This window comes from Ammoniphilus oxalaticus (genome assembly GCF_003609605.1).
Taxonomy (GTDB): Bacteria; Bacillota; Bacilli; order Aneurinibacillales; family RAOX-1; genus Ammoniphilus; species Ammoniphilus oxalaticus.
In genome coordinates, this window is sequence record NZ_MCHY01000010.1 from 26,878 (window position 1) to 51,169 (window position 24,292).

At 44.6% G+C, this 24,292-nt stretch carries 15 protein-coding genes and 1 riboswitch; of the genes, 12 read left to right on the forward strand and 3 right to left on the reverse strand.

The window, feature by feature from the left end; translation table 11 throughout:
- Positions 1–23 precede the first annotated feature (23 nt).
- The 10 genes from BEP19_RS15015 to BEP19_RS15060 all read left to right on the forward strand — a co-directional run bounded on the left by BEP19_RS15015 (position 24) and on the right by BEP19_RS15060 (position 18,198).
- Positions 24–755, forward strand: a complete 732-nt coding sequence (locus BEP19_RS15015; RefSeq protein WP_120190755.1) for a WecB/TagA/CpsF family glycosyltransferase — start codon at positions 24–26, stop codon at positions 753–755.
- Between the two features lie 79 nt (positions 756–834).
- Complete coding sequence (locus tag BEP19_RS15020) at positions 835–1,920, forward strand: glycosyltransferase family 4 protein (protein WP_120190756.1); 1,086 nt, start codon at positions 835–837, stop codon at positions 1,918–1,920.
- A 501-nt stretch (positions 1,921–2,421) separates the two neighbouring features.
- A complete protein-coding gene (locus tag BEP19_RS15025) occupies positions 2,422–4,932 on the forward strand; it encodes a copper amine oxidase N-terminal domain-containing protein (RefSeq protein WP_120190757.1) in 2,511 nt (836 codons plus the stop codon).
- 85 nt (positions 4,933–5,017) lie between these two features.
- Positions 5,018–6,529, forward strand: a complete 1,512-nt coding sequence (locus tag BEP19_RS15030; RefSeq protein ID WP_120190758.1) for a stalk domain-containing protein — start codon at positions 5,018–5,020, stop codon at positions 6,527–6,529.
- 85 nt (positions 6,530–6,614) lie between these two features.
- Complete coding sequence (locus tag BEP19_RS15035) at positions 6,615–7,907, forward strand: copper amine oxidase N-terminal domain-containing protein (protein ID WP_120190759.1); 1,293 nt, start codon at positions 6,615–6,617, stop codon at positions 7,905–7,907.
- 457 nt (positions 7,908–8,364) lie between these two features.
- A riboswitch (cobalamin riboswitch) is annotated at positions 8,365–8,562 on the forward strand.
- Between the two features lie 151 nt (positions 8,563–8,713).
- Positions 8,714–13,915: an S-layer homology domain-containing protein gene (locus tag BEP19_RS15040; protein WP_120190760.1), complete on the forward strand. Its 5,202-nt coding sequence runs from the start codon at positions 8,714–8,716 to the stop codon at positions 13,913–13,915.
- A 68-nt stretch (positions 13,916–13,983) separates the two neighbouring features.
- A complete protein-coding gene (locus BEP19_RS15045) occupies positions 13,984–14,937 on the forward strand; it encodes a DUF4430 domain-containing protein (protein WP_120190779.1) in 954 nt (317 codons plus the stop codon).
- Positions 14,938–14,939: 2 nt separating this feature from the next.
- On the forward strand, positions 14,940–15,833 hold the full coding sequence (locus tag BEP19_RS15050) for an energy-coupling factor transporter transmembrane component T (protein ID WP_120190761.1): 894 nt from the start codon (positions 14,940–14,942) through the stop codon (positions 15,831–15,833).
- Positions 15,806–17,482 carry an ABC transporter ATP-binding protein gene (locus BEP19_RS15055; RefSeq protein WP_120190762.1) on the forward strand — a complete coding sequence of 559 codons (1,677 nt, stop codon included), beginning with the start codon at positions 15,806–15,808 and terminating at the stop codon, positions 17,480–17,482. The genes BEP19_RS15050 and BEP19_RS15055 overlap by 28 nt, the downstream gene beginning before the upstream one ends.
- Complete coding sequence (locus tag BEP19_RS15060; protein WP_120190763.1) at positions 17,464–18,198, forward strand: ECF transporter S component; 735 nt, start codon at positions 17,464–17,466, stop codon at positions 18,196–18,198. Before BEP19_RS15055 ends, BEP19_RS15060 begins: the two co-directional genes overlap by 19 nt.
- 55 nt (positions 18,199–18,253) lie before the next feature.
- Here BEP19_RS15060 and BEP19_RS15065 read toward each other — a convergent pair whose 3' ends face one another.
- Positions 18,254–18,583 (reverse strand): hypothetical protein, encoded by a 330-nt coding sequence (locus BEP19_RS15065; protein WP_120190764.1) that lies wholly within the window; start codon positions 18,581–18,583, stop codon positions 18,254–18,256.
- A gap of 168 nt (positions 18,584–18,751) precedes the next feature.
- On the opposite strand from BEP19_RS15065, the gene BEP19_RS15070 reads away from it, so the two are divergent.
- Positions 18,752–19,885 (forward strand): S41 family peptidase, encoded by a 1,134-nt coding sequence (locus tag BEP19_RS15070; RefSeq protein ID WP_120190765.1) that lies wholly within the window; start codon positions 18,752–18,754, stop codon positions 19,883–19,885.
- Between the two features lie 119 nt (positions 19,886–20,004).
- Positions 20,005–20,517, forward strand: a complete 513-nt coding sequence (locus BEP19_RS15075; RefSeq protein WP_120190766.1) for a hypothetical protein — start codon at positions 20,005–20,007, stop codon at positions 20,515–20,517.
- Positions 20,518–20,894: 377 nt separating this feature from the next.
- On the opposite strand, the gene BEP19_RS15085 is transcribed toward BEP19_RS15075, so the two are convergent.
- Positions 20,895–21,137: a hypothetical protein gene (locus BEP19_RS15085; protein ID WP_120190768.1), complete on the reverse strand. Its 243-nt coding sequence runs from the start codon at positions 21,135–21,137 to the stop codon at positions 20,895–20,897.
- A gap of 309 nt (positions 21,138–21,446) precedes the next feature.
- Positions 21,447–24,272, reverse strand: a complete 2,826-nt coding sequence (locus tag BEP19_RS15090) for an S-layer homology domain-containing protein (protein ID WP_120190769.1) — start codon at positions 24,270–24,272, stop codon at positions 21,447–21,449.
- Positions 24,273–24,292 lie beyond the last annotated feature (20 nt).

Sequence of the window (24,292 nt, forward strand, 5' to 3'; positions counted from 1 at the left end):
AAAAAGGTGGAGTAACAGCTGATATGAAACGAGTAACCATCTTGGGAGTTTCTTTTTCCAAATTAAATATGGAAGAGACGCTGAACAAGCTAACCAACGTTGTTGCCAGCGACTCGAACAAGCCTTACCACGTCATCACCGCCAATCCAGAAATTGTCGTTGGAGCGGATCAAGATCCGGATCTCAAGCAAATTACCGATCAAGCGGATCTAATCACGCCGGACGGGATTGGGATTGTCATCGCCTCCAGATGGCAAGGCGATCCTGTCGCGGAACGGGTGGCGGGCTACGATTTATTGCTCAACTTATTAGAGCGGGGCAACGAGCTCGGCTGGTCCTTCTTTTTCTTAGGGACGAGCGAAGAGGCGAATCAAGAGGCAACAGCGATCATTCATGAGCGCTATCCAAACTTGATCATCGCAGGACGTCATCACGGTTTCTTTAAAGACAAAGAAGCGGAATTGATTGAACAGATCAACGAAGCGCGTCCCGATGTTTTGGTTGTCGCGCTAGGGGCGCCAAGGCAAGAACAGTGGATTTTTAAACAAAAAGAAAACTTACATACAAAAATCGCAATCGGCGTCGGCGGCAGCCTTGATGTCATCGCGGGTAAAGTGAAGCGAGCGCCGATCTTCTGGCAAAAGTTAAATCTAGAATGGTTTTACCGACTCGTCATGCAACCAACGCGGTGGAAAAGACAGCTTGCCTTGCCTAAATTTGCGATAAAAGCCTATTTCGAAGCAAAAAGGAAATGAAACACGTTTGACGGGGAAAAGGGAACTTACTACAATGATTGAGGAAGTATTGACCAGACAGACTGGAGAGGATTTATGAATGGCAGTTTATGTCATGTATCTTGCTATTGCTATGGCTCTAACATTAGTCGCAACTCCATTAGTCAAAAAGCTAGCCGTCCGTTGGGGCGCTGTAGATAAACCGGATCATCGAAAAGTACATACGCGGATCATGCCGCGCTTAGGTGGACTAGCTATCTATATTAGTTTTGCCATCTGTTTTTTCTTGTTCGTGCCAAAAACAAAAGAAGCGCTTAGTATTTTTATTGGAGGAACGATCATTGTTATCACGGGAGCAATCGATGATCGTTACCAAATCTCGCCGAAAGCAAAGTTGCTCGGTCAAATTATTGCTGCGACGATCGTGATGGTTGGTGGGTTGCGCGTCGAGTTGTTCAACCTACCGTTTGATGGTCAAATTAATTTTAGCTGGCTGCTCAGTATTCCGATCACGATGTTGTGGGTAGTCGGGGTGACCAATGCAGTCAACCTAATTGACGGATTAGATGGTTTGGCGGCAGGCGTATCGGGGATTGCCTTGCTGGCGATGTCCGTGATGGCCTTCATGATGGCGAACACACTGGCGATTTTGTTCGGTGTGATCCTGCTTGGGGCCGTGATCGGATTTCTATTTTTCAATTTTCACCCCGCCAAAATATTTATGGGGGATACCGGGTCGCTATTTCTAGGTTTTAATCTGGCGGCGCTATCCGTGTTAGGATTCAAGCAAGTTGCTTTAATGGCGTTCATCGTGCCAATCTTGATTCTTGGCGTACCGCTATCTGACACCTTTTATGCGATCGTGCGCAGATGGCTACATAAAGAACCGATCTTTCAACCGGACAAAAACCATTTGCATCACTGTCTGCTTTCAATGGGTTATTCCCACCGAAAAACAGTGATCGTTATTTATTCGATCAGCGCTGTGTTCGCATTGTCGGCCGTACTGTTGTCTCAGTCGAAGCAGTGGGCAGCTGTCATTTTTATTGGCGTCTTGCTTATCTTATTGGAGATGGGTTCCGAGGCAGTCGGCTTAATGGGAAAAAAGACGGGACCGCTATTAAGGTTTGTACGACTGTTCCGAGTGCGTGAAGAACGCCTAGAGAACACGCGATCAGGAAAATAGACAAGTATAAAAAGAGGCTGTTTCAACGGAATGCAACACATTCTGTGGAAACAGCCTCTTTCTTTATAGGGATGCTTGAGGTGGAATTATCCAAGGGTGGAAATTACCAGCCAGGTGGGGAAGAAACTGGGCGTTGGCTTTCTTTGCGGCGGATAGTATACTAACAATTGTGCGAAGGAGAGATGACCCGCTCCGATGATATACATAAGAACGGCGAATGTATGGAGCTGCGAATAGTCTCTATAAAAAGTTTTTTTAAAACCTCCGCAACCTTTTAGAAACCCGCGCGTTTAACTATATGAGTATAACTTAATAGGGCCATTTGCCGAAGCGGTAAAAAAACCCTTTGCAAAATTTTACTGTTGAGTATATACTATTAAACGTGTGAGCTTTTCACACTCTACTATTCTACATATTGTAATAGCGAGTGGGGAAGCAACAAATAGAGATAAATAAAATAACTCTCAACCTAAACATAAACGAGGAGGAGAAACAAAGGTTATGAAACTTAACAAAAAAGCTTTTAGCGTAATGACAACAGCAGCTATGGTTGCATCCGTTGCAGCTCCATTTGCAGCTACAACTGCGGATGCGGCAGCAGGATCAATACAGGCAACATCTGTTCCAACAGTATCTGATGGAGAGCAAGAAGTAGGTACTGTCCGTGTAATTGTACCGGCTGGTACTCGTATTTCAAAAGGTGACAGTGTTATTATTAAAGCGCCTTACGACCTGATTGGAAAGTTTGGCGGGAAGAACAACATTAACGTACCAGAGAGATTTTCTGGTGACGCTAACGCGTTTTACAATGACAACTCCGATAGTAACTTAAGTGATGAGGCTAAAGAGGCTCAAGAGAAGGCTGATGCAGCTCAAGAGAAGGCTGACGATGCAAAAGAAGCAGCTAAAACTGCTAAAGAAGCTTACGATACTGCTAAAGAAGCTTACGATGAAATTGCAGCTGACGAAGATGCCGATGAAGCTGACGTAGAAGCTGCAAGATCTAAAATGGCTTTAGCGTTAGTTGAGTCGAACGAAAAGCAAGAAGCAGCTGACAAAGCTCAAAAAGAAGCTGATAAAGCTCAAGAAGCAGCTGACGAAGCTAAAGGAATTGTAGCTGGTGATCAAATTCTTGTTTCTGCTAGTCAAACAGGAGCAGATAGAATTACTGTAACTTACAATGGTCCAACAACTAACCTTACAGAAGATGGTGTGTTCTTCGTAAACTTCGGTTCGTTAGATGTTGATAAAGGTGACAGTGGCCCTGCTGAAGCTACATTCGAAGCTTCTTCCAGCAGTTCATTCCCTACAGGGAAAGTTACCGTTGCTAACGTTGCTTCCAAAGGTGAAGTTCAAGTATCCTTCAGCAGCTTAGACAACAGCAACAACCGTTTTGACCCGACTATCAACCTAGCTGAAACAGTACCAGGTTCATTTGCTAGAGATGGCGAAATTAAAATCAAATTACCAAGCGGTTACAAATGGGCTAATGCTACATCTAGTGATCGCACTTCCGAGTATGGATTAACTGTACGTGACGTAGTAGTTACTTACGGTGACAAATCTGTGCTAGATGGATTAACTTTAGATACAAATAAAGGTGAAGACGAATTAATCATCAAATTTGATTCCAAGTCTAAAACCTCTCAAGCAACAAAGATTGAAATTAAACCTGATTTCGTAGTAGACAATGATAGCAAAGTTAAAGACGGTGATATCATTGCAAGAGTTTCAGGTAAAACAAAAACAGATATTTCTTCCGCTAAAATTGGATCATACGGTGAATATGGAAGTAAATTGTCTGTAGAAGATGCAACTGAAATTGTTTCTGGTAAAATCGAACAAGAAATTGGTACGATTGTTATTAAAGAAACAATTAATGAGAGCTTAGTTGAAAACCGTACAGTAACACTAACGCTACCTGAGAGTGCTCGTTGGAATGAATCTACTCTTGGAGACTTCGATTCCAATAAGTCTGTTGATCTAGTGTTTGTTGGTTTAACCGGTACTGACAAGCGCACAGCTAAGTTTGAAGTTCGTAACGTAGGTGATAAAGATCCTGCGAAATTAGAACTTGAGAATGTTGAGGTTGCAGTTGATCCTTCTTTTGAAGGAGATCTAGAAGTTGAAGTGGCTGGTAGTGCGGGTGTTGAAGGTAAGGTGATTGTAGCTGAAGTTGTTCAAGCTGTATCGGTTACAACTGATGTTGTTCCTAACGTAAGTATCGGTCTAACAAATCAAGAAGGAGCTTCCTTTACACTGACTGAAAAAGCTGCTGAAGCTTTAGAAGATGATGGACGTGTTGAACTTCTATTACCTGAAGGTGCTAAGTTTAACGGAACGCCTAAGGTTACTGTTGGAAGTGGAGATATTTCCATTAGTGATGTAAAATTAAGCGATAATGATAGAGCTCTTATCTTTACAATTGACTCTGACAGCACAGAAGCTAGCGAAATTAAAGTTTCTGATGTGAAAATCCAACTTGACCGTACGTTACCTGAAGGTGATGTAAAGGTTAAAGTTCAAGGCTCTGCGGTGGTTGAAACTGCAGCAATCGCAAACCAAAACTGGAACAAATACACAACTGAATTCACAATTGCTAAAGTTGCGACTGCAGCACCTGGAATTAATAAGGGTTCAACTGTGTTCACAATTGGTAGCACAACTTACACTGTAAGTGGTGTTGATAAAACTGCAGACGTTGCTCCATTCATCGAAAACGGACGTACGTACCTACCTGTTCGTTTCGTAGCTGAAGCAATCGGAGTTACAGAAGAGAACATCATCTGGAACGACGCAGCTCGCACAGTAACAATCATTAAAGGTGACCGCGTAGCTCAATTAACAATCGGTAGCAACATCTTAACCCTAAATGGCGTTGCTGTTCCTATGGACGTAAATGCTGTTATTAAAGATGGTCGTACTGTTCTTCCACTTAGCTTTGTAGGGCAAGCTCTTGGAGCGGACATTATCTGGAACGACGCTGACCGCACAGTTACAGTTAACCAATAATTATATTAATATGCATTTTAAAAAAGGGTTCTCCGAGAGGAGGCCCTTTTTTACTCAAAACTAGTCATGCGGAGTTGAAACTACGATGAAAAAAAGATTTAGCTATCTCTTATCTCTATCACTTCTAGCTTCATCGCTATTATCGGTAAATGCGGCTCAGGCAACAGGCGTTCAAGTGCAGATTAATGGTCAAGTTCAACAATTTGATCAACCCGCAATCATTTATAATGATTTTACGATGGTTCCCTTACGTGGCATCTTTGAGGCCCTTGGAGCTGATGTGAAATGGGATGATAGCGCGCGGAGGATTACAGCGACAAAAGATACGACAGAAGTAAGATTAGACCTTGGATCTAAAACAGGATTTGTCAACAGTAAGCCAGTTCCATTAGATGTCGAAGCTCGGATTGTGGAAGGAAGAACGATGGTTCCTCTTCGTTTTATTAGTGAAGCGTTCGGATCTGAGGTAAAGTGGGACAATAAAACAAAGACTGTTTTGATTACAACAAATCAGCCTGCATTACAACAGGTCGACAAAGACAAAGACGAATCTACAAGTAGTGATCAAGGGGAAGCAACTGTTGGGGAAGGTCTAACATATGAGCAAGCCATCAAACTCGCGTTTGAACACAGCAAAGATTTAAAATCAGCTAAAATCGATATTGAAAAAGCGGATAAGTCGTTAGAAGGGGCGAGCGATGCGATTGATTTCATTCCTGCTGCGGGTGGAAACCAAGCGGCATCAAGCGCTTTCACCGGTTGGAACAAAGCTCAGACTGCCTACTTTATGGCGAAGAAACAATATGAGATCAAAGAAGAAACACTAGAATTCGATGTAAAATCGGCATACAATGAAATATTAGTGAGACAAGAAGCAAAGAAAGTAGCTCAAGTAAGTCTGGAAAATGCGCAGTTGAAAAAGCAAGTGATCGATGTAAAAAAGGATAATGGGATGGCGAGTTCTTTTGAGGCAACGCAAGCTAACTTTGCCCTAGAAGAGGCAAAAGCAAATTTGGATGCAGCGACAAAAGGGTTAGCTGACACATACGCTAAATTTAATAGATTGATCGGCAAAAATGCGAATGAACAAGTTGTGTTAGCATCGAAGCCAAACTTTGAAAAGTTGGGGAATGTTGATCTTGATACGACTGTTTCTCAGGTTGTAACAGGCAGCTCAGCAGTTTGGTTAGCGGAGCAGAACGTTCATTTAGCAACACTAGATGTGAAGTACTTTACATTTTCAGGTACGACGAACGATAAAATTGCTTATGAGCAAACTCAGTTAGAAAAAGATCAGGCTCAAGTTTCCGCTGCAAGCACGAAAGAACAGATTGAATCCGCGGTACGCTCGATTTACTACAACATTCATCAGCTTGAGCAACAACATGATGCTCTTAAATCGAACTTGGAAAAAGCGCAGGAAGCGTTAAAATTAGTTCAAGTTCGTTATGATGCTGGAATGGCAACAGCGGAAGATATGTTTGAAGCCAAACTAGCAACGGAACAGCTACAACAACAAATGCTCGGTCTAGTGACCCAACATGATACGCTGAAGCTGGCGTTAAAGAAACCATGGGTAGCGGGAACAAGTAGATAATGCTCTTAAAAGAATCGCAATCTGTTATGCGATTCTTTTTTACATGCTTTTCTATTATAATGGAATAGAAGGAGATGATTAAAAAATGAAGAAATTGCTCACTGCATCCATCTTATCTGTTGGTTTGCTCTTCTCATCTATCGTAACTGTTGATGCTTCAGGCACGATTTCCTCCACACAAAATCCAACCGTTGCTGATGGATTTCAACAATTAGGGAATATTCAAGTTGTCGTCGATGCCGGCAGTTTGAAACAAGGGGATGCGCTTGTCGTCCGCTTGCCAGACTTCGTTTCGTTAACCTTTGAAAATGGGATCCATCCCCACTTTGGCGGGATGCAAAATCGTTTGGTCGCTCCGCTTACCTTTAACGGGCAGCCGAACTGGAATGGAAAAAAGGCTCCCTTTTCAATCAGTCAACCCGATCAACGGCGCTTGGTGATTACATCTTTACTGGATCAAAAAGTTGATCAAGATTTTGTGTTCTATTTACAATTTGGTTCCGTACATATTGACCGTAGATCGTATGGGGCGGTCAATGTAAATTTTGAACCCTCGCCTGGTAGTGGCTTTCCAGCTGGAACCGCGTCAATCGGGAAAGTTTACGGTGAAGAGACGACATTTGAGCTGAGTGCTAGCGGGTTTAAACAAAATGGTGATGAGATGAAATTTAAGCTGCATATTGAAGAAGACGATGCTGTTGCTCTAACGAGAAATAAAGAATTGCGTGTTCGTTTACCGCAAGGATTCGCATGGGATGGACTAAACAAAGAACTAATGATTGAAGGTCAAGCAGGGGATCTGCGAGTGAAAAAGAACTTCAGTCAAGAGATTAGCATTGAGCGCCTTAATGCGACATTAAATGTACCGGGTAAATGGGAAATCCCGCTTCAATTCATAGCCGTTGATCCGTCAAAAACAAAGCAAGGTGAGATCAACATCGATCTTCAGTGGGATAAACTACATCAAATCACGATCGGTTCCTATGAAAAAATGATAAAGAAGGAATACGTGACGTTTAAAGTAGGCAGTACAACTTACCTTAACAATAAAAACGAAAAACGGATGGACGTAGCGCCTTACATTAAAAATGACCGAACGTATCTACCAATCCGCTATGTCGCTGAATCTGTCGGCGTACGTGACCGCCATATCGTCTGGAATGACGTCGCGCGAACTGTCACCTTCTCAGCGGGGAAATCGGCGCAACTACGAGTCGGAAGTAATATCATGGTCGTTGATGGCGAAGAAATCGTCATGGATACTGTGACCGAAATCAAAGATGACCGTGTCATGCTGCCAATCCGCTACATTAGCGAAGCCTTTGGTAAGAAGATTGACTGGGATGACAAGGAACGCACGGTGACGATTGAGAAGTAGTTTAATGATAATAAAAGATATATGTAGCGTCCGTAGTTAATTACGGACGCTACAGAGCGTGTGATCAATTTGCGAATAGGGATGCTTTATAATCAAATAAGTTTCGCGCGGATAAGCGTATCTGCCATCACACTGGACTTCGCATAAAAGAGTCAAATCTATATAAATGAAAAAGGTAATCTGTCCGTGATGGAAGAAAGCCTACTCTCCACTTGTTTTCGCTCATAAGCTAACAGGCGCTGCCGAGAATCCAATCAAATTTTTAAAATTTCCTCAAAAATTCATCTTAAGATACTGCATGCTATATTGTTAGCAATAAAATTCTTGGGGATGACAGCTAAGTTTTTATAGGCTATAGTAAATAAGGAATTGACTTTCGACAAGTCTAGCTCTTTGCGAAAGAATACATAGTCAACAGATAACCATTTATAGGGTTATCGTTGAGTCTACAATTGAAAAATGTTGATGACATAGGTTCCGAGTAGATGCTTGCTAGTTTATGATTCTACTTGGTTAATAGGGAAGCAGGTGAAAGTCCTGCGCGGTCCCGCCACTGTAAAAGAAGAGTCCTTGCAGAGATACCACTGGGCAACTGGGAAGGTTGTAAGGATAATGACGCTTGAGCCAGAAGACCTGCCTATCGTTCATACACCATGAGACTCTACGGACGATGGAGGGGTGATGTAACAGGTGAAGCGAATGCCTTATTTCATACTGTAAATACCTCTTAACTTGGAGTTAAGGGGTATTTTTTGTGCGTAAAGGAGTATTTTTGAACAACAATGAATATCAGTGGAGGCATATGAATGTCGAATAGATTAAGTCCGACCCGTCGTTTAGGGTCAATTTTATTAAGTTTTGTACTTATTTTTCAATTGTTTGGCAGTTCTCTCGGTTATGCGGCGAATCAACATGAGGCTGCGGATTTAAGAAACTCTCGCGCGCTGGATGGAACAAGCGAGTTGGAAGATGATTCAGAGGCTAATGGACAAATAGAATCAATAGAATTAGTAGAGGCGGAAGAAGGAACAGAACTAGCTGATTCGAAGGATTCTTTGGAAGCGGACGATGCGCCTAAAGAAAGCGTTGAACAAGCCGTTGAACAAAATGATGATAAGAAATCATCTGAAGAATCATCTATGGATGAGCCAGAAGATGGAAAGGTTGTCGAAGAAAATGTGGAATTTACCAAGGAAGAATTTGAACTAGACGAAGCGCTACCAATCGTCTCTGCCAAAGAACAACTGGATAAAAATCTCGCTTTTCTTGTCGAAACGGTGGATAATCCAACGTTTGGCATGATTGAGGGAGAGTGGACGATTCTGTCCTTAGCGCGAGCGAATTACACTGTGCCGCATGGATATTATGAACTCTACTACGAGAACGTGGAAAGAGAAGTTTCGATCGAGTTTGAGAAAGAACGAAATCAAGGGAAGCTGGATCGGAATAAAGGAACAGAACATTCTCGCTTGATTTTAGGCCTAACCGCAATCGGAAAAGGCTTTGACGATGTGGCAGGATATGACATAAGAGAGGCATTAGCCGATTTTGATTTTGTGACGAGACAAGGCATCAATGGTCCGATTTTCGCTTTGATCGCGCTGGATACAAAAGGGTTCGACGTCCCCGTTCAAGAAGGAATCGACAATCCGTTAACGAGGGACAAAGCGATTGATTATATTTTAGAACGTGAAATTGACGGCGGCGGGTGGGCTCTAGCTGGAAATATATCTGACCCTGATATTACTGGGATGGCGATTCAAGGATTGACGCCCTACTACGATACGCGTTCGGATGTAAAAGAAGCAGTCGATCGAGCGGTTGCTTGGTTGTCCGAAGCTCAGAAGGAAGACGGAAAATACGCAAGCTGGGGCGTGGTTAATAGCGAAAGCATCGCGCAAGTGATTGTTGCCTTGACAGCGCTCGGGATTGACCCGCATACCGATGAGCGATTCATTAAAAATGGAACATCAGCAGTTGACGCATTGCTTACCTTTGCAATTCCAACGGGAGGATTCGCTCATAACGTAGACGGCAGTGTCGACGGAATGGCGACAGAACAAGGAACTTACGCGCTGGTTGCTTATGACCGTTTTGTAAACGGGCAAAATCGACTGTACGATATGACGGACGTTGTTTCTCGTGAAGAACCAGCAGAAGACGATGGGAGTGGGGGTGACGAACAGCGTTTTTCAGTTAAAGAGCAACTTGATAATACGCTAGCCTATCTAGTTGAAACTGTAGACAACCCGGCAATTGGCACGATAGGCGGCGAGTGGACGATTCTCTCATTGGCTCGAGCAAACTATCTTGTGCCAGATGGTTATTATGATCGGTATTACCGAAACGCAGAAAATGAAGTTGCTAAAAAGTTCGAAGAAAATGAAGGAAAACTTGATGTACACAAAGGGACGGAGCACTCTCGCTTAATTTTAGGATTGACCGCCATTGGCAAAGACGTTGGTGATGTAGCGGGATACGACATTAAAGAAGCTTTGGCTGATTTTAACTATGTCAAATGGCAAGGGATTAATGGCCCAATCTTTTTCCTTATTGCGTTCGATACAAAAGGTTATGCCGTCCCAGCTAAGGCCGAGGTAGCGAATCAGACGACGAGGGAAAAGGCGATCAATTTTATTTTAGAAGAAGAGATTGACGGTGGTGGATGGGCTTTATGGGGGACTACTCCAGATGTTGACATTACAGGGATGGCGATTCAAGCATTAACACCGTATTACGAATCTGACCCTAAAGTAAAAGCAGCCATCGATCGGGCGATTGATTGGTTATCTGACATCCAAGAGGCAGATGGAACCTATACTAGTTGGGGATCGCCAAATATTGAGAGTATTGCGCAGGTCATTGTAGCCTTAACAGGACTAAATATTGACCCGCATACGGATAAGCGATTTGTTAAGAACGGAACATCAGCGTTAGAGGCTTTACTTGCCTTTACAGCTTCAGAAGGTGGGTTCAAACATATATCGACTGGGAAAGTAGATCCCATGTCCACTGATCAAGGAACCTACGCGTTAGTCGCTTATGACCGATTTGTAAACGGCGAAACTCGACTGTACGATATGACGGATGTTGTTTCCACGGAGGAACCGACAGAAGAGCCTGAAGAAAAGGATCCGAGTGAGTCATCGCTTACAGTCTCTGGTTTAACAGATGGCGAAAAAGTAACATCAAAAGAAATCACATTTACCATTAACGGCCAAAATGTGAAAGACCTGCTTGTCAAATTAAATGGGGAAACAATCACGGGAACGGACGGTACGTACCGCGCGACGCTAACGGACGGTAAAAATACGATCACTATCGAAATAACCGATGCAGCGGGTAACAAGCGAGATGAGACGTACACCCTATTTTATGAGCGTACGAGTGGTTCACCGGGCAACACAAGTGACTCTTCTAAGAAAGGTTCAATCACACTATCCATCGACAAGCTCACGATAAATCGCGGCTATGTTTTACCAGCTACAACAGTTGAATTTAGCGCAGGCGAAAGCGTGTGGGATGTGCTGCGACGTGAAATGGATGAACGCGGTATATCTTACTCATCTTCGTTTTCAGGAAAATACAACAGCATTTACGTTGAATCGATCGCTGGCGACGGCGAATTTGATCATGGCAGCGGCAGCGGTTGGATGTACAATGTTAACGGTAAGTATCCTGATTATGGAGCGAGTAGACATACATTAAAAGACGGTGACGTTGTTCAATGGCGTTACACGACAAATCTAGGCCAAGACCTTGGACAGGACATGAGCCGCTGGGAAGACCAGCCTGTTCCAGGTGGTGGTGTTCCAGTCGCAAGGAAGCCAGGAGATAAAAATCCTGTCTTGCAAATTCCTGAGGATGTAAAAGAAGACCATACGGTCAAAATCTCTAAAGATTTGCTTGATACGGAAAATATTACGATCAAGCTTCCAAAGGGAGCGACAGCAAAACAATTTATCAATTTAGCGGATGTAAAGGATCGCATTCCAAAGGTGACGATTGAGGCTGAAGATAAAAGCTTTGTAATCGAGAAAGATACGAAGTTAATGTCGGGGAACGCGCTTTTGGAATTGTTTACTTCCCTAAGTAAGGATGAAAAAGTAGACGATATCATTACAAAACAACATCCGGATCAGAGCATTAAAATCGAAGATGCTTTTTCGATGGGGAATGCTGAGGGGACAGTTATATTTGATAACCCTGTTACACTTACTTTGAAAGGGAAGGGTAAGCAAAATCATCAAGTCGGTTTCATTGAACAAGATGCGTTTACGCCGATTGAAATCTATGAATCGGACAAAGAAGGGCAACGCGCCACAAAGGGTGAAAAACTACAAACGTATGCCTATGTGGATGGCGATGACCTCATTATTAAAACAAATCACTTTACGACGTTTGTTTTATATACAGAACAAAAGCTAGAGTCGGAAGTTAAATCGAGCGCAACAGCAGTTGAATTAAATCTCGCGAACATCTATAAAGACGCGGATCTCATTGCCAATTGGGCTTATCCGTCGATTCAGGAAGCGACGCAAAGAGGTTTAGTAGGTGGCTACAATGGCAACATTCAACCAAAACACAATGTGACGCGGGCTGAGTTCGCGACGATGTTTGTTGGCGCGCTTGGCTTAGACAGCCCGACGGACAAGACGATTTCCTTCACGGACGTAAAAGAAGGCGATTGGTTCTATCCAGCGGTCAATGCCGCATATAAAGAAGGGATTGTATCCGGTTATGACGGCAAGTTCCATCCGAATAAGACGATTAGTCGTGAAGAGATGGCTTCGATGTTGCAACGAGGCTTGCGTTTAGCGGCGCAAGGCGATCCGATTTCCTTTGCGGATGAACAACGCATCGCTGACTGGGCGAAAGCAGCGACACAAGCGGTCGCCTCGACTGACATTATGGTTGGTTATGATGGCGCCTTCCATCCGAAAGATCAGGCGACGAGAGAGATGGCTGTTGTTGTCGCTTTGAAGGCGTACCATTATAATAGAGAGGGAGCGTTGCCTGTCGTTCAGCCAACGGTTGTTAAACCGACAGTTGAAGACAAGGAGCAACTTGTCCACAAGGACGTTCAACAACAGATCGCTCAAACAGCGGCTCATATTCAGCAGACCAATCCATCTCCGATTGTCGCGACGATTGGCGGAGAGTGGTCCGTGTTTGGGGTCGCTCGTTCGGGAGAACCTGTTTCGAAACAATTCTATGAGAACTACTATGCCAATTTAGAAAAAACGTTAACTGAAAAATCAGGCGTGCTGCACCGTGTGAAATATACGGAGTACGATCGCGTGATCTTGGCGTTAGCCGCGCTCGGTAAAGACATTACGAATGTGGCGGGCTATGACTTACGCGAACCGCTCGCTGATTTTGAGACGTTGACGATTCAAGGCATTAACGGTCCGATTTTCGCCTTAATCGCATTAGATAGTCAAAACTATGAGATTCCAATCGTCGAAGGCGTGGCAACGCAAACGACGCGAGAGCGATTGATCGAATTTATTTTAAATCGAGAAATTGCGGGCGGCGGTTGGGCATTGGGCGAAAATCCAGTTCAAGCCGATCCTGATATTACAGGGATGGCGATTCAAGGCTTAACGCCTTACTACGAGACGAATCCAGACGTTCGCGCGGCCGTTGATCGCGGCATTGCGTGGCTGTCCAAAGTCCAAAAGGCGGACGGCGGATTTGCGAGTTGGGGTTCAGTCAACTCAGAAAGTACAGCCCAAGTGATTGTCGCATTAGCTGGCCTGGGCATCGATCCGCATACGGATTCAAGGTTTGTCAAGAACGGCCAGTCGGTTGTTGATTCGCTGTTAAGTTTTGCGGTGTCTGGCGGTGGTTTTTATCACGTGAAGCCAGGCGGCGTAAGCAATGGCGGAGCGGAACCAGGCGTTGTCGATCCAATGGCGACGGACCAATCTTTATACGCGCTCGTTGCGTATCAACGATTCGTGAACAAAGACAATCGTCTTTATGACTTAACCGATGTAAAATAAAATACGTTTGTTGCAAAAGGAGGGTGGAAGAAATTTCACCCTTCTTTAAAATTAACGGAGGTGAAACGATGAGAAACAAAAAGGTCATTTTTGGAGCGGTGATCGCCGTCCTGCTAATCTTAGCCTTTTTTATTGGAGGCGACCGCGATGTGACTCCCTTGCAATCGGAGGAGGCAAGCACAACCACGCGCCTTTCTGACAGCGGCGCTGATAATAACAAGGAAAAAGAAGAATCGGATTTCGAAGAGGAGACGGAAAAATCAGATTCAGCTGCGCAAACATCCGACGAAAAAGAAGTAAAACCAGCTGAAGAGGGTGAAGCGAAACAAGCAGCTGAGCAAGATTCCGTTGCGCAAGAAGGGAAGCAAACGCAAACAGCAGAACGCGCTCCACCGGAGCAAGCGACGCCAGCGAGTCCACCCGCGGCTCCCGTTGAGAAAAAGGTAGATCACGCGCCCGCCCAACAAAAAGCGGAAAAGGCAAAAATCATCGCTCAAGATCAGGCAAACAAGGATAAAAAGGATAAGTACCTCACGGACCCTGTTCCCGCAGGAAAGCCAAAGCCTGTTGAACCGCAAGATGTCATCGTCGATAAAAAGAAACCATTGACCGCGACGCTGTCCGTAACGAGTAAGACGATTTTAAACAATATGCATCTCTTCAATAAAAACAAGCTGGAGGTGCTGCCCGCAGACGGTGTCATTTACGCGCCGCGGAAGGTGACTTTTTATGAAGGAGAGTCTGTTTTTGATGTGCTGTTAAGAGAGATGCGCAGCAATAAAATTCATATGGAGTTTACGATGACGCCCGTCTACAATAGCCATTATATCGAAGGGATTAATAATATTTATGAGTTTGATTGCGGCGAACTGAGCGGTTGGATGTATAAAGTGAATGGCTGGTTCCCGAATTACGGGGCGAGTCGCTACTATTTGAAAGATGGCGACGTAATTGACTGGGTGTATACGTGTGACTTAGGTAGGGACATTGGCGGCGCAGCGGGGGTTATAGGGGGACAATAAGCATGACAAACGATCCTTTTGCTCGACTTCATCCAAGCATTATTTTTTTCTACTTTGTGTCCGTTATTTTATTTAGCATGTTTTTCATGCACCCTATTTTTCAAGCGATTGCTTTTATTAGCAGTTTTACGTATTCGATTATGTTGAAAGGCAAAAAAGGGGTGACATTCAATCTCCTTTATTTAATGCCGATGTTACTCGTTATGGCTATTTTAAACCCCGCGTTCAATCATCAGGGGGTCACGATTCTATTTTATTTAAAAAGCGGCAACCCGATTACGTTGGAATCGATCTTGTACGGGGTGGCGGCGGCATTTATGTTTATCACTGTTATTTTATGGTTCTCCTGTTATAACGCGGTTATGACATCGGATAAATTTATTTATTTGTTCGGCAAAATTATTCCAAAATTATCGTTGGTTTTTTCGATGACGTTGCGGTTTGTGCCGATGTATACCGAACAGCTGAAGGAAATCGCCCGCGCTCAAGAGGCGCTAGGCAGGGGCGTGGCGCAGGGAAATGTGATCCAGCGGGCAAAAAACGGGATGAACATTTTATCGATGATGACGACATGGGCCTTGGAAAATGCGGTCGAAACAGCAGACTCGATGAATTCAAGGGGCTATGGTCTGCCCGGCAGAACGAGTTTTTCCATCTTCCGTTTTGATCAAAGGGACAAACTTATGCTGCTCGCCCTGATCGGATTGGATGCAACCATTTTCATCGGCGCGGCAATGGGAGAGAATACGATTCGATTTTATCCTTCGATAACGTTAGCGGATCTGACGTTGTTCAGTCTGGCCATCTATCTAGCCTATTTTATTTTTTGCGTCATACCGATACTTCTACATCTACAGGAGGCTATGAAATGGAAGCGTATCGAATCGAGCATGTAAATTTTACGTATCCCGAAGCGGACGAGCAGGCGCTAAAAGACGTTACGCTGATCATTGAGAGCGGCGAATTTGTGACCGTGTGCGGGCGGTCTGGATCTGGAAAAAGCACGTTGTTACGGCATTTGAAGCCAGTCCATACGCCGCATGGGAAGCGAACAGGAGATATTTTTTTCTTTCAGGAGCCATTGGAGAAGCTGGACCCGCGTAGACAAGTGTCGGAAATCGGGTTTGTGTTTCAAAACCCGGACAATCAATTAGTGACTGAAAAGGTTTGGCATGAGCTCGCGTTTGGTTTGGAAAGTTTAGGATACGATCAACAGGCGATCCGACTTCGCGTCGCGGAAATGGCGAGTTACTTCGGAATACATACGTGGTTTCATCAGAAGGTGACAGACTTGTCGGGCGGTCAAAAGCAGATTCTAAATTTGGCGTCGATTATGGCGATGCAACCTGCTGCGCTCGTGTTGGATGAACCGACCTCTCAACTGGATCCGATTGCGGCCGCTAACTTTTTAGACACGTTAAAAAAGATCAATCGCGAGCTTGGGGTCACGATTATTTTATCGGAGCACCGTTTGGAGGAAGTCGCGCCCATTTCCGATCGACTGTTTGTGATGGATGAGGGACGGCTGATCGCTGATGGGACGCCAAGAGAAGTGGGCGTGCGATTAAATCAGATCAACCACCCGATGTTTTGGGCGATGCCGACCGCGCTGCGTCTAGCAAAAGGCGTGGAAGACGCAGCGGATTGTCCACTAACGATCAATGAAGGACGACGCTGGATCGATCACTACATGAAGGATAAACAACATCATTACACGGCGCCTGCCGGGCAAGAGGGTGACGCGCTTGAATCGAACAAGCCTGTTATCGAGTTGAAGGAAGTATGGTTCCGCTATGAGAAGAAGTCAACGGATATCATCAAAGATTTATCGCTGACGATCCGACAAGGGGAGTTTTGTTGCATCGTCGGGGGCAACGGCGTCGGTAAATCAACCGCGCTATCGGTGATCAGTGGGTTGAATACGCCGTATCGGGGACGCGTCTTCTTACATGGCAAAGAAGCGCGTAAGATTCCAGTCAAGGAGCGGTTTACGAATAACTTAGGGATTCTCCCGCAAGACCCGAAGAGCTTATTTTTGAAGAAGACGGTAGAACTCGACTTAAGGGAGATGATTGCCGAAAGCCGCATGAGTGAAGAAGAGCGGGAGCGAAGGATTAGGGACGCGTTGGCGTTGGCCGAATTAGAAGATAAGCGTTCGATGCATCCGTATGATTTAAGCGGAGGCGAGCAACAGCGGGCGGCGCTTGCAAAAGTGTTATTATTGGAGCCACAGATATTGTTGCTGGATGAACCGACAAAAGGACTGGACGCCTTTTATAAAGAGAAATTCGCTGAGATGCTGCTTAAGCTAAAGCAGCAAGGGGTGACGATTGTGATGGTTTCGCATGATATTGAGTTTTGCGCCAAATTTGCGGATACATGCGCCCTGTTTTTTGATGGAAGTATCGTCACGAAAAATGAGACGAGAATGTTTTTTGCGGGGAACAGTTTTTATACGACCGCGGCTAACCGCATCGCCCGGCATATTTGCCAAGAAGTCGTTACGACCGAGGATGTGATTGAACTATGTCGGACAAGCAGCTAACGGGCGGGAATCGAACAAAACGAACGGCTTTGTCCGCCTTTTTTATTTTGTTCGTTATTCCGCTCACGATTTTTGTAGGAATCTTTTTTTTAAATGATCGAAAGTACTACTTTATTAGTTTGTTGATCATCACATACACTTTGATTCCATTCGCGATGGTGTTTGAAAAGAGGGAGCCGCAAGCACGCGAATTGATTATTATCGCGGTTCTCGCTTCGATTGGCGTTGCGGGGAGGGCTGCATTTTTCATGTTGCCGCAGTTTAAACCGGTTGTCGCGATTGTGATCATTACGGGGATTAGTTTAGGAGCGGAAGCGGGGTTTTTGGTCGGGGCGACGGTCGGCTTCGTTTCTAACTTCTTTTTCGGGCAAGGGCCTTGGACCCCGTGGCAAATGTTTTGCTTTGGAATTATTGGCTTTTTGGCGGGTATTTTATTTCAAAAAGGCTGGCTCAAAAAAACGAAGCTTTCTTTGTGCATTTACGGCGGACTAGCGACCTTTTTCATTTATGGGGGATTGATCAATCTTGGCAGTCTGCTCATGTTTACCGCTGAGTTTTCCTGGAAGGCTTTGCTTGCCGCGTATATTTCAGGCTTTGGGTTTGATCTTGTGCATACGATCGCGACTGTCTTTTTCTTATACGTCATCTCGCAGCCTTTTATTGAAAAGATCGATCGGATGAAGGTGAAATATGGTTTGTTGGATGGAAGGGAGTGAGCAACAAAAAGTAAGACTTCCGTTAACGGAAGTCTTACTTTTTACGCGTGTAACACTAATGTTTAAACTCGCTGCCTTCTTCTTTCATGAATTGCTCATAAATTTTGCGCATTTCTTCTTCTTCGGCAGGGGCTAATTTTTCTTTTTCGTTTTCTTTGACCGCTTTTTCCAAATCCTGCTGGATCGCTTCCTCATCCGCTGCGGTGAGCTTTCCATTTTTGCGGAGCGCGGCGTAATAGGTTTGTCCCGCCTCGAGCGTTAATTCTTTTAAATATTCATGCTCGGGCATTCTGCCGTAATTCGATAAAAACTTACGATACACTTCTTTTTTATTTTCGAGTTGTTCCTCTTTATCTGGTCCAAATAATGATTTTAAAAATGACATGCAATCACCGCCTTGATTTATTTCACCTAATGTTCATCATAAATGATCTATGCTTAAATATCCAACGTTATAGTTCGATCTACTCAAATTACCAAATCTAGCTCGAAAGCCCACCAGACCTTGCCTAAAATTTGGTAAACTAGATATATAGACTAAGGGAGGTACACGATGTTAAAATGGTTTTGCAATCTTTTTACAATTACCATACTTACCGTTTCTTTATACGCTCAACCTGTCGCTGCTGAGGAAATCAGTTTAGATGAACTGAGAATGTTAGAAGTTTTCGATTTGCTTAAAACTCATCACATAAGCGAGCCGAATGATCAGAACCTGTCTTATGCAGCTGTTCAAGGGATGGTCGCCTCCCTCCAAGATCCCTATACAGCGTATTTTTCGGACGAAGAGCTCGATTATTATTTGGATAGCATTGAGGGGCAGTTCTCGGGTGTCGGGATCGTTGTTGGCGATGAGCAGGGGATATTCACTATTTATGAAGTGTATCCGGGTTCTCCAGCGGAAGTCGCCGGTATTCGGGCGGGTGATCAGTTACGGGCTGTAGATGGACTTTCCGTGAGCGGGCAAGCGTTTGAAACAGTGATGTCGCAAGTGAGCGGGCTTGAGGGTACGAGCGTTTCGCTCACGCTTTCGCGCGATGGGCAGTCTTATACTGTTCAGTTGGAACGGGCGATGATGCAGTTGCCGCAAGTGTACGCGGAATTACTGCCCGAGGAAATTGGGTACATTTACCTATCCACATTTACTGAATATTCGTTCGAACAATATAAGCAAGCGCTCAGTTCACTCAAAAAACAAGGGGCGCAGGCGATCATTTTGGATTTACGGGATAATCCCGGCGGTTTGTTAGATGCGGCGAACCAAGTTGCGTCCTCCTTTATTCAAAAAGGGGCGTTGACGATTGTTAAAAATAGCGAGGGAAAAGAATACCCGATCCCGATTTTACAGTCGGTCGAGAAAGAAACGTTGCCGTTAGCGGTGCTGGTGAATGAATATTCGGCGAGCGCGTCTGAAATTGTTGCGGCGGCGTTGCAAGATTATAAGCGGGCGACGATAATTGGCTCAGGTCCGACCTTTGGCAAAGGGACGATCCAGGAGTTGGTTCCGTTATATTTCGGCGGTTATTTAAAGATGACCGTTGAAGAATATTTTTCCCCCTTACATAAGCCGATGAATCATGTTGGCGTCACGCCTGATTTGCTCGTCCAAGATGAGCATCAACAACTTCAGGCAGCAATCGATCACTTACAGCGGGTGATAAACCAAAAGTCCGTGATGATTGACTAGGTGGGTCTATCTTACCGTTTGCGCCTTGCGCGCATGAATGTGGGTGGGTCGATTATATATTGAAAAGGGAAGCGTTTTATTAATTAAATCTTATTTTTATATAAAAGGAGAAGGATAACATGCGTAAACGTAAACTTTTAGCGGTATTGACGACAATGGCCTTAGCGACTGCAGCTGTACCCGCTTTTGCGGAAACGCCAGATTCAGAGGTGACCGAAGAGGCCGTGGAGACGACAGAAGCAGAGACTGCCGATGATGAGGTGGCTGAAGATACGGAAGCTGTGGAAGCGGTAGACACGACAGAATCAGAGGTTGCGGAAGAGGACGCTGAGAGCGCAGAGGCGGAAGTAGCGCCAGCCCCACAACCAACGATTCCGCCAGTTAGCGAAAAGGTAAGAGTTGGTTACATTCTTAACGATAAAGAAGAAGCTACTACACACACTTACACCTATTATGTCGTATCCCATTCACCGCAAGGGAAATCGTATTGGGCAACAAGCATAGACGGATCAAAGAGTCTTTGGTTCCATGCGCACGAAAACAAAGGCGAATATCTTAATGTGAACGACAATTTCAAAGCAACCTTTGATAAGCAAGGTAGATTGCTATCCATCGAAAAAGTTAATTTATAAGAGTTAAGCAGAGAGGTCGACCATCCCGTGGTCGGCCTTTTTGTCGTTTGGAGAGTGGCGGGCGCTAAGTTTGGGGTGAGGGGACGCCCCGTCATGAGCGCGCGAAGCGCTGCTTGGGATATGGGCGAGTCGAGATATTCACTGTGATATAGGCGGGAACTTGGGCCTAAGTGTCATCTGGAGATGCAGTTAAAATGTAATGGTGGTTTTGAAAATCAATTTTGAACGATAGAGGATAGGGATTTAAGGTGAAATGGTTTGATGTTCGGAATTGCGATGGATCCGCTTGGAGTCGGGTTAGTATGACATCAACTTGATTTTTCCGATCAGCGCTTAATCGAGCATAGTACTTTGCGGCATTTTTTGAAAAGATAATTTTATAGATCATCTTTTAAGTCCCGCCAGTCTATGCATTCTTGTTGCTTGTACTCGCGCATTGCTTTTTCCGCTAAAAACTTTTCTTCTTTCGACATGGGGGTGTCGTCACACTCAACGAACATCCCATCGATCAAGGTAAGGCTGCCATTGATAAGTTTACGGAGCAATTTATAAGCTGATTGATTATGTCGTTCTTCTAGTGAATCAATTAATTTATACAGATCTTCCTTACGAATACTCATTCGTCATCACCTCTCTAATGATTTGCTTTTATTGTAACGCATATTAGGATTGCATGTTAAAGATAGTTGGGTGTTCTATTTTGAAAAATTACAAAAAAGCTGTTAGTCGGCATGGGCGGATCGTCTTATCAGGATATAGGCGATAATTTTAAAATATGAGCGAGGATATTTAAATATAGGCGACAATTTCAGGATATAAGCGACTATCGTGGCGATATGGGCGAGTCTGCTGATATCTCGGCGGGATTTGGCCTTTCTAAAGAGGAAAAAAGAGTTGCCCCAAAGGGACAACTCTTCTACATATCGATGTTATTCGGTTAAATGGTCCACAAGTTTCATGGCTACGACAGCCGCCATTTCTCGTGTGACAAAATCGTTTGGTTGGAAGTACCCGTCATAACCAACCATGAATTTATTCGCGTAAACGGCAGTGATCGACGCTTTCGCGTAATCTTTCGCCTGTGTTAGATCCTTAATTTGTCCGTCTGCTGTTGCTGTTTCAAGATGTAATGCGTTGTTTAACATCACAGCTAAGTCTTGACGTGTGATCGACGCGTTCGGAGCAAAGCTGTCTGTCGAAACGCCTTGGACCCAGCCTTTTGAATAAGCGCCTGTGACATAGCCGTCATACCAAGAACCGCTAACAACGTCCGCAAAAGTAGAATTGCCTGCTTCAGCTGGCGTTTCGTCTAATACATGGTGTAACAAAGTCACGAATTGCGCCCTCGTTAAGCGGTTTTTCGGTTCAAACATTGGGATATCCGCGTTTGTGCCAGACATGATTTTTAAATCATGCGCTCGGTAAACGGCGTCTTTTGCCCAGTCCGCGATTTGCGCGTCATCCACGTAGTTCGTACGCGCTTCTTCGATAGTCGGTTGTGACACCGCCGGTCCAGCCAATTGATAGATTGAACCTTTGCCTTGCGTGTACAAATCGTAAGCGACAAGGGCTGCCAATGCTTGTTCGGTTGCCATTGGATTCGTTCCGTTTCCTTTTATGTGAGCAAACCCGCCGTCGGCTTGTTGATAGCTGAGTAGCGCGGAAAGCAGGTCGCCGTCCGCTTTTACAAAACGGGCGTCTAGCGAATTCACGCCAAGCGCGCTAAGTCCTTGAATCACTTGGGCGATGCTCTCGCTCGATGTTTCTCCAAATTCTTCATACCCGCCATTTTTTAGTTGGGTAGCGGATAAATACTCAATCGCTTTCTCGATCGCCTTGCTTACGTTTGGTTGTTCCTGTTGGTATGGAGCGAGCGCGGACAAAGCCATTGCTGTAATGTCTATGCTGCTGTCGCTATTAGCTCCCAATGGCCAACCGCCATCTTTGTTTTGACGGTCAAGCAGCCAGTCAATTAGCTTCGTTCTGTCCCACTTGGCGTTGCTAGGTACATCATAGTTTTTACTATCTAAGGCGATTAAAGCAAAAATCGCTCCGTTTGTGCCTTGCGCTGTTAGATTTTCATGATTGTAGATCTTTTCAATTAAGTTATACCCTGCGATCGCCTTTGGATCGGCTCCTGCGGCGCTCACGCCAAGTACCATCCGCTCTAAGTCGGTTACTTTACGGAAGCTACCTTGGTTATCTGTTAGCGTCTTTTCAACGGTTGGCAGATACGAAGCTGGGATGTTCGCGCCTGCGCGGTAAAGAGCGAATGCTTCCCAGTCGGAAATAGCTTGTCGTTTTGAGATATGATCGACTGTTTTGTTTATGTTCGCAGAGACATCTCGTTTCGTTAAAGATAATTTATTGCGATCGATTACCGCAAATTGAGTGAAGTGATCGACTAGCCCGGTGACGACACCTGTACTCGCATCAATGACAGCTGGAATCGGAATCCACTCGTTTGTTGTTTCGTCTAACCAGACCAAAGCGAGTTGACTTAAATCAGCCACCTCTAATGGCGCTTGAATCGAAATGAAAACTGGTTCTTTAAACTTCAATCCTTTTGGACCAAACGTGTAAATTGCTGAAACAACCTCAGGTCGACTTGGTATTTGCTTTTGTACACTGATCGTTGTTTGAGTGGCCAATGCATCAGCGGGAATGATTAAGCTGACCTCGTTTTCCTTATCGGCAATCGTCTTGGCTTGGCCGGGTTGAACGGTTTCCGAAAGTTGAATCTTATTCTTTTGCAGCGTTTCCTTGAGTTGCTTTATTTTTTCTGCTGTCATCTTGGTGTCTTTTTTAATAACGTTAATGACAGGTTCTGTCGTATCTTTTAAAGGCGTTTTGTTATTGGCTGGGAGCTTAATATCTTTTAAAGCATCCTCTTGATCCTTGGATAATGTACCACCACCCGTTGTTGGCGCTCCTCCTTTAATGGCCTCCTTAACGCCTAGATCATTCCCGCCATCTTTCGTATATTTCCATTCGACTCGATCACCGGGATTTAACGTAACAGCCCCAGCGCTTTCGGATGGGGAAATATTATTTACAAAAAACAACCAACCGCTTAAAGGTCCATGATCAAACTCGCGCAGGCCAGCGATACCATTGACGTACACTGTACTACCTGAACCGCTTGCTTGGACGGAAGCGCCTAATGCGCGAATCAGCACGGAATAAGGCGTGTCGTTTGTTTTGAAATCAACTTGTTGACTAGAAAAGATGGTCCCCGAAACCCCATGAACACTTAGTGTGACGGATTGCTTCGCAGGTGTTCCACCACCATCTGGGGTTGTTCCAGGGTTAGGAGGATTGGTGGTAGGAGGCGTACCCTCGTTATTTTCATTACCTGGATCGGGATCGACGGGCTTAACACCACCATTATCATCTTCTTGCTTTTGATCGTCAGGGGAGGGGACGGCAGTGAACTCTTTCGTTGCAATTGTCGTTCCTCGTCCTATTTGAACTTTGTAATCTCCTTCCTTGGCGGAGGAGGGCAATTTAAAGCTTAAGCTGTATTTCCCGTTAGCGGGTTTAATTTGATCAATATAAAGGAGTGTTCCGTTTGGTTGATAAATTTTAACGATTAATTCAGATAGAGATGTATTCCCATTCAATTGTACGGTCTGTCCTAGGTTCGTTTGAGCGATTTCATTAATTGTAATCTTCTCTGCCCCAAGCGCATGGATCGGGAACAAACTAACTAGAAGTGTTAAAGTGAGTAAAATTCGTAAAAATCTACTTTTCATTTCAAACCTCTCTTTCCTTA

Coding starts and splice junctions, on each gene's coding strand:
- BEP19_RS15015 (WP_120190755.1), top strand. CDS start 24: ATGAAACGAGTAACCATCTTGGGAGTTTCTTTTTCCAAATTAAATATG.
- BEP19_RS15020 (WP_120190756.1), top strand. CDS start 835: ATGGCAGTTTATGTCATGTATCTTGCTATTGCTATGGCTCTAACATTA.
- BEP19_RS15025 (WP_120190757.1), top strand. CDS start 2,422: ATGAAACTTAACAAAAAAGCTTTTAGCGTAATGACAACAGCAGCTATG.
- BEP19_RS15030 (WP_120190758.1), top strand. CDS start 5,018: ATGAAAAAAAGATTTAGCTATCTCTTATCTCTATCACTTCTAGCTTCA.
- BEP19_RS15035 (WP_120190759.1), top strand. CDS start 6,615: ATGAAGAAATTGCTCACTGCATCCATCTTATCTGTTGGTTTGCTCTTC.
- BEP19_RS15040 (WP_120190760.1), top strand. CDS start 8,714: ATGTCGAATAGATTAAGTCCGACCCGTCGTTTAGGGTCAATTTTATTA.
- BEP19_RS15045 (WP_120190779.1), top strand. CDS start 13,984: ATGAGAAACAAAAAGGTCATTTTTGGAGCGGTGATCGCCGTCCTGCTA.
- BEP19_RS15050 (WP_120190761.1), top strand. CDS start 14,940: ATGACAAACGATCCTTTTGCTCGACTTCATCCAAGCATTATTTTTTTC.
- BEP19_RS15055 (WP_120190762.1), top strand. CDS start 15,806: ATGGAAGCGTATCGAATCGAGCATGTAAATTTTACGTATCCCGAAGCG.
- BEP19_RS15060 (WP_120190763.1), top strand. CDS start 17,464: ATGTCGGACAAGCAGCTAACGGGCGGGAATCGAACAAAACGAACGGCT.
- BEP19_RS15065 (WP_120190764.1), bottom strand. CDS start 18,583: ATGTCATTTTTAAAATCATTATTTGGACCAGATAAAGAGGAACAACTC.
- BEP19_RS15070 (WP_120190765.1), top strand. CDS start 18,752: ATGTTAAAATGGTTTTGCAATCTTTTTACAATTACCATACTTACCGTT.
- BEP19_RS15075 (WP_120190766.1), top strand. CDS start 20,005: ATGCGTAAACGTAAACTTTTAGCGGTATTGACGACAATGGCCTTAGCG.
- BEP19_RS15085 (WP_120190768.1), bottom strand. CDS start 21,137: ATGAGTATTCGTAAGGAAGATCTGTATAAATTAATTGATTCACTAGAA.
- BEP19_RS15090 (WP_120190769.1), bottom strand. CDS start 24,272: ATGAAAAGTAGATTTTTACGAATTTTACTCACTTTAACACTTCTAGTT.